This is a genomic window from Stenotrophomonas sp. SMYL20 (assembly GCF_036320045.1).
GTDB classification, from domain to species: Bacteria; Pseudomonadota; Gammaproteobacteria; order Xanthomonadales; family Xanthomonadaceae; genus Stenotrophomonas; species Stenotrophomonas maltophilia_A.
This window is the reverse complement of sequence record NZ_JAWIRT010000018.1, coordinates 20,617-35,231: the sequence shown is the minus strand read 5'-3', so window position 1 is coordinate 35,231 and position 14,615 is coordinate 20,617. Positions and strand designations below refer to the sequence as shown.

At 66.9% G+C, this 14,615-nt stretch carries 16 protein-coding genes; 7 read left to right on the top strand and 9 right to left on the bottom strand.

Translation table 11 applies throughout. The features are described from left to right. Window positions 1–51 precede the first annotated feature (51 nt). From V3B48_RS14505 to prmB, 3 genes are read right to left on the bottom strand one after another with little or no spacing between them, the layout of a single operon-like run. Window positions 52–1,089 (bottom strand): D-glycerate dehydrogenase, encoded by a 1,038-nt coding sequence (locus V3B48_RS14505; RefSeq protein ID WP_329893973.1) that lies wholly within the window; start codon window positions 1,087–1,089, stop codon window positions 52–54. Continuing rightward, window positions 1,082–2,185 (bottom strand): chorismate synthase, encoded by a 1,104-nt coding sequence (aroC, locus tag V3B48_RS14500; protein ID WP_329893972.1) that lies wholly within the window; start codon window positions 2,183–2,185, stop codon window positions 1,082–1,084. Before aroC ends, V3B48_RS14505 begins: the two co-directional genes overlap by 8 nt. Then, the gene (gene prmB, locus V3B48_RS14495) at window positions 2,182–3,111 is read right to left on the bottom strand and encodes a 50S ribosomal protein L3 N(5)-glutamine methyltransferase (RefSeq protein ID WP_005410487.1); all 930 of its coding nucleotides are present in this window, start codon (window positions 3,109–3,111) and stop codon (window positions 2,182–2,184) included. Before prmB ends, aroC begins: the two co-directional genes overlap by 4 nt. A gap of 122 nt (window positions 3,112–3,233) precedes the next feature. On the opposite strand from prmB, the gene V3B48_RS14490 reads away from it, so the two are divergent. Next, a complete protein-coding gene (locus V3B48_RS14490) occupies window positions 3,234–3,884 on the top strand; it encodes an SCO family protein (protein WP_006381470.1) in 651 nt (216 codons plus the stop codon). Further along, complete coding sequence (gene asd / locus V3B48_RS14485) at window positions 3,881–4,723, top strand: archaetidylserine decarboxylase (protein ID WP_006381472.1); 843 nt, start codon at window positions 3,881–3,883, stop codon at window positions 4,721–4,723. The genes V3B48_RS14490 and asd overlap by 4 nt, the downstream gene beginning before the upstream one ends. A gap of 112 nt (window positions 4,724–4,835) precedes the next feature. On the opposite strand, the gene V3B48_RS14480 is transcribed toward asd, so the two are convergent. Both V3B48_RS14480 and V3B48_RS14475 read right to left on the bottom strand, forming a co-directional pair. Continuing rightward, the gene (locus tag V3B48_RS14480; RefSeq protein WP_032128242.1) at window positions 4,836–5,183 is read right to left on the bottom strand and encodes a ribonuclease E inhibitor RraB; all 348 of its coding nucleotides are present in this window, start codon (window positions 5,181–5,183) and stop codon (window positions 4,836–4,838) included. 24 nt (window positions 5,184–5,207) lie between these two features. Further along, a complete protein-coding gene (locus V3B48_RS14475) occupies window positions 5,208–6,812 on the bottom strand; it encodes a transglycosylase SLT domain-containing protein (RefSeq protein WP_071228772.1) in 1,605 nt (534 codons plus the stop codon). Window positions 6,813–6,934: 122 nt separating this feature from the next. Here V3B48_RS14475 and V3B48_RS14470 point away from each other — a divergent pair, with 122 nt between their 5' ends. After that, on the top strand, window positions 6,935–8,440 hold the full coding sequence (locus V3B48_RS14470; protein WP_049398719.1) for a helicase HerA-like domain-containing protein: 1,506 nt from the start codon (window positions 6,935–6,937) through the stop codon (window positions 8,438–8,440). Window positions 8,441–8,518: 78 nt separating this feature from the next. Further along, a complete protein-coding gene (gene greB, locus V3B48_RS14465) occupies window positions 8,519–9,025 on the top strand; it encodes a transcription elongation factor GreB (protein ID WP_121504573.1) in 507 nt (168 codons plus the stop codon). A gap of 158 nt (window positions 9,026–9,183) precedes the next feature. Here greB and V3B48_RS14460 read toward each other — a convergent pair whose 3' ends face one another. After that, window positions 9,184–10,020 carry a DUF3025 domain-containing protein gene (locus V3B48_RS14460; RefSeq protein WP_329893971.1) on the bottom strand — a complete coding sequence of 279 codons (837 nt, stop codon included), beginning with the start codon at window positions 10,018–10,020 and terminating at the stop codon, window positions 9,184–9,186. Continuing rightward, window positions 10,017–11,378 carry a 30S ribosomal protein S12 methylthiotransferase RimO gene (rimO, locus tag V3B48_RS14455; RefSeq protein ID WP_049398716.1) on the bottom strand — a complete coding sequence of 454 codons (1,362 nt, stop codon included), beginning with the start codon at window positions 11,376–11,378 and terminating at the stop codon, window positions 10,017–10,019. The genes V3B48_RS14460 and rimO overlap by 4 nt, the downstream gene beginning before the upstream one ends. Before the next feature lie 203 nt (window positions 11,379–11,581). Between rimO and V3B48_RS14450 the strand changes: the two genes are divergently transcribed. Genes V3B48_RS14450 through V3B48_RS14440 form a run of 3 tightly spaced genes read left to right on the top strand, consistent with a single transcriptional unit; the run spans window position 11,582 to window position 12,855 of the window. Next, window positions 11,582–12,253 carry a dienelactone hydrolase family protein gene (locus tag V3B48_RS14450; protein WP_329893970.1) on the top strand — a complete coding sequence of 224 codons (672 nt, stop codon included), beginning with the start codon at window positions 11,582–11,584 and terminating at the stop codon, window positions 12,251–12,253. Then, on the top strand, window positions 12,250–12,672 hold the full coding sequence (locus tag V3B48_RS14445; RefSeq protein WP_010483023.1) for an HIT family protein: 423 nt from the start codon (window positions 12,250–12,252) through the stop codon (window positions 12,670–12,672). The genes V3B48_RS14450 and V3B48_RS14445 overlap by 4 nt, the downstream gene beginning before the upstream one ends. Window positions 12,673–12,687: 15 nt before the next feature. Further along, the gene (locus tag V3B48_RS14440; protein ID WP_005418011.1) at window positions 12,688–12,855 is read left to right on the top strand and encodes a DUF5668 domain-containing protein; all 168 of its coding nucleotides are present in this window, start codon (window positions 12,688–12,690) and stop codon (window positions 12,853–12,855) included. 96 nt (window positions 12,856–12,951) lie between these two features. On the opposite strand, the gene dcd is transcribed toward V3B48_RS14440, so the two are convergent. Together dcd and apbC are read right to left on the bottom strand one after the other, a co-directional pair. Further along, window positions 12,952–13,524 (bottom strand): dCTP deaminase, encoded by a 573-nt coding sequence (dcd, locus tag V3B48_RS14435; protein WP_010483020.1) that lies wholly within the window; start codon window positions 13,522–13,524, stop codon window positions 12,952–12,954. A 77-nt stretch (window positions 13,525–13,601) separates the two neighbouring features. Beyond that, window positions 13,602–14,456, bottom strand: coding sequence for an iron-sulfur cluster carrier protein ApbC (apbC, locus tag V3B48_RS14430; RefSeq protein ID WP_026347084.1), 855 nt, complete (start codon window positions 14,454–14,456; stop codon window positions 13,602–13,604). Between the last annotated feature and the right edge of the window lie 159 nt (window positions 14,457–14,615).

Here is a 14,615-nt window from a genome sequence, read left to right as displayed (position 1 = left end):
CACGACAGCTGGGTTCGGGGAACCTCCTCAAGCGGGGCGCGCGGAGGTTCCCTATCGTTTCCCGGTTTTTTTGCCCAGAGTCACGCGCGCGGCCATCGCCGCGTCAGCGTTGATCGCGCTCGGCATGCGCGACGGGCCGCCGTCCAGGCCGAGCCCGGCAACCAGATTATCCACGGCCAGCTGTACCATCGCCGTGCGCGTGGCCAGCGAGGCGCTGCCGATGTGCGGAGTGAGCACGACGTTGCGCAGCGCCAGCAGTTCGGGGCGTACCTTTGGCTCGCCTTCGTACACATCCAGACCCGCTGCAGCAAGGCGGCCGTTGGCCAGCGCATCGGCCAGCGCGATCTCATCGACCAGGCCGCCGCGGGCGATGTTCACCAGCGTCGCCGACGGCTTCATCTTCGCCAGTGCGGCGGCATCGATCAGGTGATGCGAGGCCGGGGTATACGGCAGCACCAGCAGCAGGTGATCGGACTGCGCCAGCAGCGTGTCCAGGTCAACGTAACGGGCCCCCACCTCCGCTTCGATCGCGGCCGGAAGCTGCGAACGGTTGTGGTACAGCACCTTCATGCCGAAACCATGCGCGCCGCGGCGGGCGATACCCTGGCCGATGCGGCCCATGCCGAGGATACCCAGCGTGCTGCCGTGGATGTCGGCACCGAGCATGGTCTGGAACGACCACTGCTGCCACTGGCCTTCGCGCAGCCAGCGCTCGGATTCAGTGATGCGGCGCGCGGTGGCCATCAACAGAGCGAAACCGAGATCGGCGGTGGTTTCAGTCAGGACGTCCGGGGTATTGCTGGCGAGGATGCCGGCCGCGCTGAGCGCGTCGACGTCCAGGTTGTTGTAGCCCACCCCGACATTGGCGATCACCTGCAGCTGCGCGGCGCCGGCCACCTGGGCCGCACCGATGCGCTCGTTGAGGGTGATGATGGCGCCGTCGGCGCTGGCCAGCTGTTCGGCGATCTGGTCGGGCGACCACGCGGTGACGGTGTCGGTGCTGCGCAGCTGCACGCGATCGCGCAGCGGCGCGATGGCCGCGTCGATCAGCGGCTGGCTCACCCACACGGTCGGCCGCGTGTCAGCCATCGATCTGCCCGGGAATAAGCGGGGTGATCGTGCCGACATCGCCGCACTGCGCGCGATGACGCAGCGCCTGGTCCATCAGCACCATCGCCACCATCGCCTCGGCGATCGGAGTGGCGCGGATACCGACGCAGGGATCGTGGCGACCGGTGGTGACCACCTCCACCACGTTGCCGGCCGTGTCCAGCGACGGGCCGGGCAGGCGCAGGCTGGAAGTCGGCTTGAGCACGATCGAGGCGACCACCGGCTGGCCGGTGGAAATGCCACCGAGGATGCCGCCGGCATGGTTGCTGGCGAAGCCCTGCGGGGTCAGCAGGTCGCGGTGTTCGGTGCCCTTCTGTGCGGCGCTGGCGAAACCGTCGCCGATCTCAACGCCCTTCACCGCGTTGATGCTCATCAGTGCGGCAGCCAGTTCGCCATCGAGCTTGCCGTAGATCGGCTCGCCCCAGCCTGGCGGCACGTTGTCGGCCACCACGTCCACGCGCGCACCGACCGAATCACCGGACTTGCGCAGCGCATCCATGTACGCCTCCAGTTCCGGCACCTGTGCGGCGTGCGGCCAGAAGAAGGGATTGTCTTCCACCGCCGACCAGTCGAAACCGGCCGGGGTGATGTCGCCGAGCTGCGACAGGTAGCCGCGCACGGTCACGCCGAAGCGCTCGGCCAGCCATTTCTTGGCGACTACGCCGGCGGCCACGCGCATGGTGGTCTCGCGTGCCGAAGAACGGCCGCCACCACGCGGGTCGCGGATGCCGTACTTGTGCCAGTAGCTGTAGTCGGCATGGCCCGGCCGGAACTGCTGGCCGATGTTGGCGTAGTCCTTGCTGCGCTGGTCGGTGTTGCGGATCAGCAGGGCGATCGGCGTGCCGGTGGTCAGGCCCTCGTATACGCCCGACAGGATCTCGACCTCATCAGCCTCGCGCCGCGCCGAGGTGTGCCGGCTCTTGCCGGTGGCGCGACGCTGCAGGTCATGGGCGAATTCGGCCGCGTCCAGCGCCAGCCCCGGCGGGCAGCCATCGATCACGCAGCCGATGGCCGGCCCGTGCGACTCGCCGAACGTGGTGACGGTGAACAGCTTGCCGAACGAATTGGAGCTCACGGGCGCTGCGCCGCCAGTTCGGTGATGCGCGCGCTGTGGGCGATCAGCTCGCGGCATTCGACCGCGAAGATGCCCATCTGGCCGACCTTGAATTCGATCCAGGCGAAGTCGACTTCCGGCAGCAGCTTGATCAGGTGCTGCTCGGATTCGCCCACTTCACAGATCAGCAGACCGTCTTCGCTCAGGTGCAGCGGCGCATCGCGCAGGATCTTCAGCACCAGGTCCAGGCCGTCGTCGCCGGCACGCAGGCCCATCTCCGGCTCGTAGGAGTATTCCTGCGGCAGGGCATCGGTCTCGTCGTTGGTGACGTACGGGGGGTTGGTGACGATCAGGTCGTAGTGGCGACCGGTCAGGCCGTTGAACAGGTCCGACTTGAGCAGGGTGACGTTGTGCGCCTGCAGGCGTTCCTTGTTTTCTTCGGCCAGCGACAGCGCGTCGTCGCTCAGGTCGACACCGTCCACTTCCCAGTTCGGGTAATAGTGGCCCATGGCGATGGCGATGCAGCCCGAACCGGTGCACAGGTCCAGCGCACGGCTGACATCACGGCCGGCCAGCCACGGCTCGAAGCCGCATTCGATCAGTTCGGCGATCGGCGAGCGCGGCACCAGGGCGCGCTTGTCGCTCTTGAAACTCAGGCCGGCGAACCAGGCCTCGCCGGTCAGGTAGGCGGCCGGGATGCGTTCGTCGATGCGGCGCTGGAACAGCTCCAGCACGCGCAGCTTCTCGGCCTGCAGCAGACGCGCCTGGCCGTACGCCGGGCCGAGGTCGTGCGGCAGGTGCAGGCTGTGCAGCACCAGCTGGGTGGCCTCGTCCAGCGCATTGTCGTAGCTGTGCCCGAAGGTCAGCCCGGCTTCGTTGAAACGGCTGGTGCCGTAGCGGATCAGATCGATGATCGTGTGGAGTTCGGCGGCCGTTTCAGCGGTCATGGCGGTACTGCGGGCAAAGTGGCCCTCGATTATAGGGGCTGGCGCCCGCGGCGGCATCCGTTGCGGCAGAAACGATCGGGCCGCAGCCGGTATGATGGAGCCCACTTCGCGCGGGGGCTCCCATGTTCAATCGCAACGCCGGCATCATCCTGCTGATCGCCCTGGCGGCGGGTCTCGGCCTGCTGGCCGCCCAGCAGGTGTTCGCGCCGAAGCCGCCGGCCAATGCCCCGGCCACCGAAGCGATCACCCTGTACCCGCAGCCGCGCGAACTGCCCGACTTCAATCTGGCCCAGTCCGACGGCACCCGCCTGATCCCGGGCGAACTGAAGGGTCACTGGACCCTGGTGTTCCTGGGCTTCACCTTCTGCCCGGACGTCTGCCCGACCACCCTGGCCGAGCTGGCCGGCGCGCAGAACCAGTGGGAGGCCCTGCCCGACAGCCTGCGCCCGCGCGTGCTGTTCATCTCGGTCGACCCGGACCGTGACAGCGCCACCCGCCTCGGCGAGTACGTGCACGGCTTCCACAAGGACACCCTGGCCGCCACCGCCGATGTGCCCTCGCTGGAGCGCTTCGCCACCTCGCTGGGCTTCGTGTTCCAGAAGGTGCCGGGCAAGCACTTCGACGAGAACCCCGAGGATTACACCGTCGAGCACTCGGCCAGCCTGGCCGTGCTCGACCCGCAGGGCCGCCTTGCCGGCCTGGTGCGGCCCCCGTTCAACGCGCCGGCCATTGCCCGCGACCTGCAGAAGCTGACCGAGAAAACCGCCCCATGAGCCTCACCACCGCCCTGACGTACGCCCTGCCCCACCGCCTGCTGTCCTCGATGGCGCGTTCGCTGGCGTACTCGGACGATCCGCGCGTGTCGCGCTGGCTGATCGACACGGTCACCCGCAAGTTCAACGTCAATCTGGACGAAGCGGCCAACCCGGACCCGCGCAGCTATGCCACCTTCAACCAGTTCTTCACCCGTGCACTGAAGCCGGGCGCGCGCGTGGCCGATGCCGATCCGCGCAGCCTGGTGATGCCGGCCGACGGCCGCATCAGCCAGCTCGGCAGGATCGAAGCCGGCCGCATCTTCCAGGCCAAGGGCCAGTCGTTCACCGCCGCCGAACTGCTGGGCAGTGACGAGGACGCCAAGCCGTACAACGACGGCCTGTACGCCACCGTGTACCTGTCGCCGCGCGACTACCATCGCGTGCACATGCCGTGGACCGGCACCCTGCGCGAAACCGTGCACGTGCCGGGCCGCCTGTTCAGCGTCGGCCCGGCCGCCGTCAACGGCGTGCCGCGCCTGTTCGCGCGCAACGAACGCCTGGTCTGCCATTTCGACACCAGCTTCGGCCCGATGGTCAGCGTGATGGTCGGTGCGCTGCTGGTGTCCGGCGTGGAAACCGTGTGGAGCGGCGAAGAAATTCCGGCCTACGGTGACCGCATCACCCGCAAGGACTACCGCGGCCAGGGCATCCAGCTCGAGCGCTTCGCCGAGATGGCGCGCTTCAACTACGGCTCGACCGTGATCGTGCTGCTGCCGCCGGGCGTGGCCGAGTTCGCCCCGCAGCTGGGTGCCGAAAGCCCGGTGCAGCTGGGCCAGGCGCTGGCGAAGCTGCGCTGACAAAAAGGGGACGGAGGGGATTAAGTCGTTTATGCATAAACGACTTAATCCCCTCCGTCCCCTTTTTCCACAACGGAATGCCGGCCAGCGGCCGGCACTACCGGTACGCGCGTTACTGCAGGGCCGGAGCCGGGCCGACGTCCATGCCGTCATAGTCTTCCACGCCCTTTTCCGCGGCCAGGGCAGCGAATTCCTGGTTGCGGCGGTCCAGCGAGGCTTCGTCGTGGATCTCCACACGCTCCACGTGCAGCACGTGGAACGGCGCGTCGCCCTCTTCCGGCTCCTGCTCGAACAGTTCCACGAAGGTATAGCCCTGCGCCTGCAGGTGCTCTGCCAGTGCCTGCAACGGCTCAGCCGTGGAGTGCACGAAGAAGTACCCCCACAGCAACGGGCCGTTGATGTCCCAGTCGGTGTTTTCGCGGAGGTTGGCGAACAGGTTGCGGGTGTCTTCGAGATCCATGTGGGTTCCAGAGGTCGTGGGGGATTACTTGTCGCAGCCCTGCAGCTTCAGCGTCTGGCCGTGGCGCAGGCTGTAGGCCGGGGCCTTCAGGCCGTTGGCGCGGGCCAGGGTCGGCACGTCGCACTGGAACTTCGCGGCAATTGCGCCCAGGGTCTCACCCCGGCCCACCTTGTGGCTGCGCACCGGCTTCGGCCGTGCCGCCGGGCGCGGCGTGGCTACCGGAGCGACCGGTGTGGTCGGCACGCTGGTGGAGGCCGCGGCGTCGGCCACCGGCACCACGCCGCCCACGGCCACGCTGCCGGTGTAGCTGGCGGCGGTCGGGCGCTTGATCGCCGCGTTCAGATCGGCGGTGATCAGGGTGCGGGCCAGGTCGGCACGCGGGCCACTGACGCAGTTGCGCTGGTACAGGCCGGCAATGCGGGTGGTGGCGTTGATCAGCGTGCCGGCCGGAATCCAGCCATCGGCCTCATAGCGCGGGTTGAGATTGCGCAGCGCGCGCATGTAGCCATCACGGGTGCCGTGGCTGCCCAGGCAGATGGTCAGTTCGTAGATGGTGGTGGACTTGGCCAGGCGCAGCGTGGCCGGCTGCGCACTGATCTTCGGCAGCTCCACACCGTACTGCTGCGGGTGCAGGAAGATCCAGGCCGCGGCGATCACCATCGGCACGTAGTCCTTGGTTTCACCGGGGAACTGGTTGTAGACGCTGTCGGTCCAGAAACTCTGGCCACCGCTCTGCTTGAACACGCGCGCGGCGCGGCCTTCGCCACCGTTGTAGGCGGCCACCGACATTTCCACGTTGTTGTTCAGTTCGCGCAGGCGCTCGTTGAGATAACTGGCGCTGGCCTCGGCGGCACTGCGTGCGTCAAAGCGCGTGTCGAAGCCGGTGCCGTCCGGGCCCAGGCCGAAGCGGCGGCCGGTGGCCGGCATGAACTGCATCAGCCCGGCGGCGCCGGCACGCGAGGAGGCATGCACACGGCCGTTGGACTCCTTGGCCATGATGCCGAACAGCAGCGCCTCCGGCAGACCACGCTTTTCCCACTCCGGCCACATCACCGCGCGCAGGTTCTGGTAGTTCTCGTAGCTGGTCAGCAGCGCCGGGCGCATGTCGGTCAACCAGCGGCGGATGCCGGCCTGCACGGCGGGGTTGTACTCGACCATGGTGTCGAAGGCATGTCGCTTGTCGTTGAGCAGCGCTGCAGCGCGCGCGGCCTCCGGCACGTCGGCGGTAAGCGGGCCGATATGGTCGGGGTCGGCTTCCAGGCGGTCACCCCCCTCATCGGCCACGTCATCGCTGGCAGCGGCATCAGCATCATGCTTGAGCAGGCGCTTGTAGCTGGCCAGCAGGGTGCCCATCTGGCAGCCCTTCTGCTTCACGCAGTCGTTGAGGACATCTTCCATGTCCTCCAGCGCGGCGTCCGCCTCGTTGCTGCCCTTGGGGTCGGCATTGGCGACCAGCAGCAGCGCATCGCTGTAGCGCTTCTCGGCGGCGGTCATGCGCTGCTGCAGCGCATCCACCTTCACCTTGTCCCGGGCCGAAACCCGCTGCGCATGGGCGTCGGGCGCCAGGGAAACCAGGCCGGCCAGGGCCAGCAGCGGCCAACCGCGGGAAATCAGGACAGGAACGGGCATTGATGGCACTGTGTGCGAAACAGGCAGGCAGAGTAGCGGCGCCGCCAAGGTCCGGGCAAGCCGACCTTCGGCCCGTCACCGCCGGCGGTTAACATTGGGCTATTCACCACAAGGGCTGGACCATGGATCCGATTCTGCTCGGCAAAGGCATCACCGACGATATTGCCGTCACCCTGCTGCCGAAACTCGGCAACCGCCACGGTCTGGTGGCCGGCGCCACCGGTACCGGCAAGACCGTGACCTTGATGACCCTGGCCGAGGGCTTCTCACGGCTGGGCGTGCCGGTGTTCCTGGCCGATGTGAAGGGCGATGTGTCCGGCCTGGCCGTGCCCGGCACCGGTGCCGAGAACCTGCTCAAGCGCGCCGCCGAGATCGGCGTGGCCGACTACGCGCCGGCCGCCAGCCCGACCATTTTCTGGGACCTGTACGGCAAGCTCGGGCACCCGGTGCGCACCACGGTCAGCGAAATGGGCCCGACCCTGCTGGCACGCATCCTCGAGTTGAACGACACCCAGGCCGGGGTGCTCGATATCGTATTCAAGCTGGCCGACGATCGCGGCCTGCTGCTGCTGGACATGGACGATCTGCGCGCCCTGCTCGGCCTGGTTGCCGAGGAACGCAAGGACATCTCCACCGAGTACGGTCTGGTCAGCGCGCAGTCCATCGCTGCGATCCAGCGCTCGGTGTTGCGCCTGGCACAGGATGGCGGCGAGAACTTCTTCGGCGAACCGGCCTTGGAACTGGCCGACATCATGCGGGTCAATCACGACGGCCGCGGCGTGATCGGCATCCTCGCCGCCGACCAGCTGGTGCTCAAGCCCAAGTTGTATTCCACCTTCCTGCTGTGGCTGCTGTCGGAGCTGTTCGAGCAGCTGCCGGAGGTGGGCGACCTGGACAAGCCGAAGCTGGTCTTCATCTTCGACGAGGCCCACCTGCTGTTCGACGACGCACCGGCCTCACTGGTGCAGCGCATCGAGCAGGTGGTGCGCCTGATCCGCTCCAAGGGCGTGGGCGTGTATTTCTGCTCGCAGTTCCCCGACGACGTACCGGGCAACATCCTCGGCCAGCTCGGCAACCGCGTACAGCACGCACTGCGTGCGTTCACCCCGCGCGACCAGAAGGCGGTGAAGACCGCTGCCGAGACCTTCGTGCCGAATCCGAAGCTGGACGTGGCCAAGGTGCTCAGTCAGCTCGGTACCGGCGAAGCACTGGTCTCCACGCTGCAGGACAAGGGCGTGCCGATGCCGGTGCAGCAGACGATGATCGCACCGCCGCGCTGCCGGATGGGGCCGATCACCGAGGCCGAACGCGCCCAGGTGCGTGCCGGCAGCCCGGTCGGCACCCGCTACGACACCGCGATCAACCGCGAATCGGCCGCCGAGCTGCTGGCCCAGCGTGCGCAGAAAACAGTCGAGCAGGCGCAGGCTCCCGCCGCCCGCAGCCGCGAGCAGGACGAAGCGCAGGAAGGCGGTTTCGGCCAGGCGATCAAGGATGCGATCTTCGGCACCAAGCGACGCCAGGGCATGATCGAAACCATGGCCAAGCAGACCACGCGCACCGTCGGCACCAAGCTGGGCAACCAGATCGTGCGCGGCCTGCTGGGCGGCATCTTCGGCGGCAAGCGCTGACCTGCCCTCCCGGGGTCGGAGGCCTTTCCTGCGGAAAGGATCCGGCCCCATCGTTCCCCTGAAAAGAAGTCGCACCACATGTCGCGTTGGCGTCCCCCTGCAGAAAAGAGTACCGCCCTGATCACCGCCTCCGGCCACGCCCGGTTGAAGGCCGAACTGGATGAGCTGTGGCGGTTGCGCCGCCCGGAGGTGGTGAAGGCGCTGGCCGCTGCTGCAGCGGAAGGCGATCGTTCGGAAAACGCCGAGTACACCTATCGCAAGAAGCAGCTGGGTGAAATCGACCGCCGCGTGCGCTACCTGACCAAGCGGCTGGAATCGCTGCGCGTGGTCGACACCACGCCGACCGATCCGCAGGCGGTGTTCTTCGGTGCGTGGGTGGAACTGGAGAACGTGGACAGTGGCGACACCAGCCGCTATCGCATTGTCGGCCCGGATGAGACCGACGCAGGCCTGGGTTGGATCAGCATCGATTCGCCGCTGGCACGTGCACTGCTGAAGAAGCGGCTGGATGATGAATTCTCGGTGGAGCTGCCCGGCGGCCAGTTCACCTTTGCGGTAATCGGGGTGGAATACGAGCCGTTGTAGAGTCGACTGTCAGGCGACTACCGCGCGAAGCGCGGCACAAACCTCCGCAGCCGGACGGCAAACGCACCGCGATCCTCAATCGCGGTTGATGACTCGCCGAAGCCATCTGTCAGGCGTTCACGGCCTCGGAACGAAGAGCAGTCGACTGACAGTCGACTCTACATAGCCCCGTGCAACGGCGGCGGATACTGGCGGCCGGCACGCAACGGGCGGAAGTACTCGGCATCTGCATAGAAGTCGGCGTCCTGTCTCTCGTGCCAGCCCGGAACTCCAGCCAACGGCAGCGGACGCAACTGCAGGGGATCGGTCACTGCCCTGCCTTCGGCGATGGCCGCGGTCACTGCGTCAACGCAGGTGTCATCGGCTTTGCCGTGCACCACCACGCACTTGCCCACCAGCCGGCGGCCCGGCAGCAGCGCCTGCTCCATCAGCGCGTGTCCGAATACCGCAGCGATGGCGATGTCGCCGCTCAGCCAGTGTCTCGATTCGAACAGCGCACACCAGTCGTGCACATCCCAGGCAGCCAGCAGCGTGTGATCGCGCACACGCACGATCACGCCGGTTTCGTCGAACTGGGTCAGTGCCGCCTGCGCGCGGTTGCGCTGACCCGGCGGCATCGCCTCGATATGCCGGCACTGCTGCGCATTGAGCGCCTGCTTGAGCTGCGGGTATCGGGCCCACACCAGTGCGTTGAACAGGTCATGCCAGTTGTCGGCGCGGGTGGCGATGCGGCCCTGTGCGATGCGGGCTTCGTAGTGCAGGCCGTCGGCCAGCAGCGTGGCATCCTGCTCGACCAGCTGCTTGCCCGGTAGCGCGAGGCGTGCCTCGAGCGCTGCAATGGACGGCCACTCCGGGCCTTCCAACAGATCACGAACGTCGCGCAATCCGGCAAACACCGGGTGCCCGAACACCTGTGAATCGACCGCCGCACGCGGCGGCGGCACGAAACGGCGGACGCCGCCCCCGTCACCGGCGGCGGTCGTCGCCGCGGTCACAGCATCTTGAGATCGAATGCCGGGCGGGTGGCGGCCGGCAGCGCGTCACCGTACAGGTCGTGCTCGTCGCTCTCGGTGATGTCCACGTCGACGAACTCACCCACGCGCAACGGCACCTGGTCGGCATTCTGGATGTGCACCAGGCCATCGATCTCCGGGGCATCGGCCTTGGAACGGGCCACCGCGATATCGCCTTCGATGGCGTCGACCAGGCACTGCTGCACGGTGCCGATCTTGGCCTCCAGGCGCGCAGCGGAAATCTGCGCCTGCTTTTCCATGAAGCGGGCCAGGCGCTCCTGCTTCACTTCCTCCGGCACCGCATCGGGCAGGTCGTTGGCGGTGGCACCCTCGACCGGCGAATAGGCGAACGCGCCGACGCGGTCCAGCTGCGCTTCGTCGAGGAACGACAGCAGCTCTTCGAACTCGGCCTCGGTCTCGCCGGGGAAGCCGACGATGAAGGTGGAACGCACGGTGATGTCCGGCGCGATACGGCGCCAGTTCTGCACGCGCTCCAGGGTCTTCTCGACCGCGCCGGGGCGCTTCATCAGGCGCAGGATGCGCGGGCTGGCATGCTGGAACGGGATGTCCAGGTACGGCAGGATGCGGTTTTCGGCCATCAGCGGCACCACCTCGTCCACGTGCGGGTACGGGTAGACGTAGTGCATGCGCACCCACGCATCCAGCTCGGACAGGCCTTCGCACAGCGCCTTCAGACGGGTCTGGTAGGCCTTGTCGCGCCACATCTTCTCGGCGTACTTCACGTCCACGCCGTAGGCCGAGGTGTCCTGCGAAACCACCAGCAGCTCGCGCACGCCACCACGCACCAGGCGCTCGGCTTCACGCAGCACTTCATCCACCGGGCGCGAGACCAGCTTGCCGCGCATCGACGGAATGATGCAGAAGCTGCACTTGTGGTTGCAGCCCTCGGAAATCTTCAGGTAGGCATAGTGACGCGGGGTCAGCTTGATGCCGTAGTCGGGCACCAGGTCCACGAACGGATCGTGCTTGGGCGGCAGCGCTTCGTGCACCGCTTCCATCACGCTCTGGTAGTCCTGCGGGCCGGACACCGCCAGCACGTTGGGGTACGCCTCGCGGATCTGCTCCGGGCGCTTGCCCAGGCAGCCGGTGACGATGACCTTGCCGTTCTGGTTCATCGCCTCGCCGATCGCGTCCAGCGACTCGGTCACCGCCGAATCGATGAAGCCGCAGGTATTGACCACCACCACGTCGGCCGAATCGTAGGACGGCACGATGTCGTAGCCTTCCGAGCGGAGCTGGGTAAGGATGCGTTCGGAATCGACAAGGGCCTTCGGGCAGCCAAGGCTGACGAAGCCGACTTTGGGGTTCAGCTGGGACATGGAATCGCGGGACTCTGGGGGCCTGGGCCCCTGCCGTCGTGGCAGGGGTTCCTGGGGGCCGGGGCCTGAAAGGGCGCCAGTATACCGGGGTTGGCGGCCGCGCTCTGAATGGCCAGCCGCCCGATCACGCACAGCCGCTGACACCGCGCTAACCCACGCAGCGCCGACAATGCGGTTCTGTTCCCCGCAACGAGATGGAAACGATGGCCGAGTGGATCACCCTGGACACGCATCACGGCCCGGTACGGGCCTGGCACGCCCTGCCGGAGGGCACCCCGCGTGGCGGGCTGGTGGTGGTGCAGGAAATCTTCGGCGCCAACCCGCACATCCGCGGCGTGGCCGAGCGCTTCGCGGCCGAAGGCTATGCGGTGCTGGCGCCGTCCTTTTTCGACCTGATTGAAGGCACAGAAGCCGATCCGGACGCCCTGCCCTATGACGCCGACGGCGTGAAGCAGGGCCTGGAACGGGTGACCGCACTGGGCATGGAGAAGGCGCTGGAGGTGGTCCGTGCCGCAGCGACCCGGCTGGCCCCCTACGGCAAGGTCGGCACGGTGGGCTACTGCTGGGGCGGCACGGTGGCGATGCTGTCGGCCCTGCGCCTGGGCCTGCCATCGGTCAGCTACTACGGTGCGCGCAACGTCCAGTTCCTGGATGAGACACCCAAGGCCCCGGTGATCTTCCACTTCGGTGCCCAGGACAAGAGCATCCCGCCGGAGGCCGTGCAGGCCCATCGCGAGAAGCTGCCGCAGATGGCCACCTTCGTCTATCCGGCCGACCACGCCTTCAACCGGGAGGTCGGACATGCGTATGATCCAGACAGCGCCACCCTGGCGCTGCAACGCACCCTGGACTTCTTCTCGGAGCATCTTGGATGAGCGATTTCGAACTCGATTCACGCCTGGCCACCGATAGCGTGCTGGTGGCGGAAGGACCGTTGTCGCAAGTGCGGCTGATGAACGACGAACGATTCCCCTGGCTGGTGCTGGTACCGCGCCTGGCCGGGGTGACCGAGTGGATCGAGCTGGACGGCGAGCAGCAGGACAAGCTGCGCACCGAGCTCAACCGCGCCTGCAAGGCCCTGAAGGGCGCCGACGGGGTGGAGAAGATCAATATCGGTGCGCTGGGCAACATCGTGCGCCAATTGCATTTCCACGTGATCGGCCGCCATGACGGCGACCCCGCGTGGCCGGGCCCGGTCTGGGGCAGTGGCCCCGCGCACCGCTACGAGCCGGGTGCGCTGGACCAGCATGTCGCCTACTGGAAGGAACGGCTAGGATATCCAGCCCAGTCCTGAGCGTTTGCCGACCCGATGCGATTCAACCTCGTTGCCGCCGTCCTGCTGATCCTGATCGGCCTGTTCATGCTCGCCAGCAACCTCGGCTGGACGCACCTGAACCTGTCCAAGCTGCTGTTGACCTGGTGGCCGGTGGCACTGGTGGGCGTGGGCATCGCGATGCTGTTCGGTCGCGGGAAATAAGCTGGCGCCGGGCCATGCCCGGCGAGCGCAGCGTGTGGCCGCACCCATGAAAACGCCGGGCATGCCCGGCGTTTTCGTCATGCGATGGCGCGCCGCTCAGGTCCGCGGCAGGGTCACGCCGGTCTGGCCCTGGTACTTGCCACCACGATCGCGGTACGACGTCTCGCAGATGTCATCGGCGGCCGCCTGGAAGAACAGCATCTGCGCCACGCCTTCATTGGCGTAGATGCGCGCTGGCAGCGGCGTGGTGTTGCTGAATTCCAGGGTGACGTGGCCTTCCCACTCCGGCTCCAGCGGGGTCACGTTGACGATGATGCCGCAGCGCGCGTAGGTGCTCTTGCCCAGGCACACCACCAGGGTGTCGCGCGGGATGCGGAAGTACTCCACGGTGCGCGCCAACGCGAAGCTGTTGGGCGGGATGATGCATTCATCGCCGACGATATCCACGAAGCTGCCCGGATCGAAGTGCTTGGGATCGACGATGGTCGAGTTGATGTTGGTGAACACCTTGAACTCGCGCGAGCAGCGCACGTCGTAGCCGTAGCTGGAGGTGCCATAGCTGACGATGCGCTCGCCGTTGGCCTGCTTGACCTGCCCGGCCTCGAACGGCTCGATCATGCCGTGCTGCTCGGACATGCGGCGGATCCAACGGTCACTCTTGATGCTCATGCTTTGTCCTGGGGTACGAGGGGGCGCGAGGATTCTAGCAGGGGGCCGGGCGTCGCCGGCGGCCCCTGCCCTGGCACTTACAGCAGCGACGACAGGATCGGGATCGAGGCACGCGGACGCTTGCCAACCTCCTCGATCAGGCGCTGGGCGGCATGGCGGTAGGCCTGGGCCGGGACCGAATCCGGCTGGGCCACGGTGATCGGGGTACCGGAATCGCCCTGCTCGCGGATGCCGATCTGCAGCGGCAACGAACCCAGCAACGGCACGCCGTACTGCGCGGCCATGCGCTCGCCGCCGCCCTCGCCGAAGAGGTGCTCGACATGCCCGCAGCTGCTGCAGGTATGCACCGCCATGTTCTCGACGATGCCGAGCACCGGCACCTCGACCTTCTCGAACATCTTCAGCGCCTTCTTCGCATCCAGCGTGGCGATATCCTGCGGGGTGGTGACGATCACCGCGCCGGCCAGCGGGATCTTCTGGGTCAGGGTCAGCTGGATGTCACCGGTGCCCGGTGGCAGGTCGATCAGCAGGTAGTCCAGGTCATCCCACAGGGTGTCATTGAACAGCTGGGTCATCGCCGAGGTGGCCATCGGTCCACGCCAGATCATCGGCGTGTCTTCTTCGATCAGGTAGCCGATCGACATGGTGTCCACGCCGAACGCACGCAGCGGCTCGATGCTCTTGTTGTCGGGGCTTTCCGGGCGACCGGACAGGCCCAGCATGGCCGGCACGCTCGGCCCGTAGATGTCCGCATCAAGCACGCCCACGCGTGCGCCGAGCTGCTGCAGGGCCACGGCCAGATTGACCGCAGTGGTCGACTTGCCGACGCCGCCCTTGCCCGAACCAACCGCGATCACGTTGCGGATGCGGGCATGCGGCGTAAGTCCCTTCTGGACCTGGCTTGCATGGGGACGGCGGGGAGAACTGTTCACAACGAGCACCGGCGGGGTCAGGGGGAATAACCGAGCATCATACAAGCTGGACGTAACCTGACTGAAATTCAGGATTGCTACAGATTCGTGCACAGATTGTTAAGTTCATGTTACGTTCGACCCGCACTGTTTTGGGCTGCGGAGCTGGCATTTCCAGCC

Coding starts and splice junctions, on each gene's coding strand:
- dcd (WP_010483020.1), bottom strand. CDS start 13,524: ATGAGCATCAAGAGTGACCGTTGGATCCGCCGCATGTCCGAGCAGCAC.
- V3B48_RS14505 (WP_329893973.1), bottom strand. CDS start 1,089: ATGGCTGACACGCGGCCGACCGTGTGGGTGAGCCAGCCGCTGATCGAC.
- V3B48_RS14490 (WP_006381470.1), top strand. CDS start 3,234: ATGTTCAATCGCAACGCCGGCATCATCCTGCTGATCGCCCTGGCGGCG.
- V3B48_RS14440 (WP_005418011.1), top strand. CDS start 12,688: ATGCGATTCAACCTCGTTGCCGCCGTCCTGCTGATCCTGATCGGCCTG.
- asd (WP_006381472.1), top strand. CDS start 3,881: ATGAGCCTCACCACCGCCCTGACGTACGCCCTGCCCCACCGCCTGCTG.
- prmB (WP_005410487.1), bottom strand. CDS start 3,111: ATGACCGCTGAAACGGCCGCCGAACTCCACACGATCATCGATCTGATC.
- V3B48_RS14470 (WP_049398719.1), top strand. CDS start 6,935: ATGGATCCGATTCTGCTCGGCAAAGGCATCACCGACGATATTGCCGTC.
- V3B48_RS14450 (WP_329893970.1), top strand. CDS start 11,582: ATGGCCGAGTGGATCACCCTGGACACGCATCACGGCCCGGTACGGGCC.
- V3B48_RS14445 (WP_010483023.1), top strand. CDS start 12,250: ATGAGCGATTTCGAACTCGATTCACGCCTGGCCACCGATAGCGTGCTG.
- greB (WP_121504573.1), top strand. CDS start 8,519: ATGTCGCGTTGGCGTCCCCCTGCAGAAAAGAGTACCGCCCTGATCACC.
- V3B48_RS14475 (WP_071228772.1), bottom strand. CDS start 6,812: ATGCCCGTTCCTGTCCTGATTTCCCGCGGTTGGCCGCTGCTGGCCCTG.
- V3B48_RS14480 (WP_032128242.1), bottom strand. CDS start 5,183: ATGGATCTCGAAGACACCCGCAACCTGTTCGCCAACCTCCGCGAAAAC.
- rimO (WP_049398716.1), bottom strand. CDS start 11,378: ATGTCCCAGCTGAACCCCAAAGTCGGCTTCGTCAGCCTTGGCTGCCCG.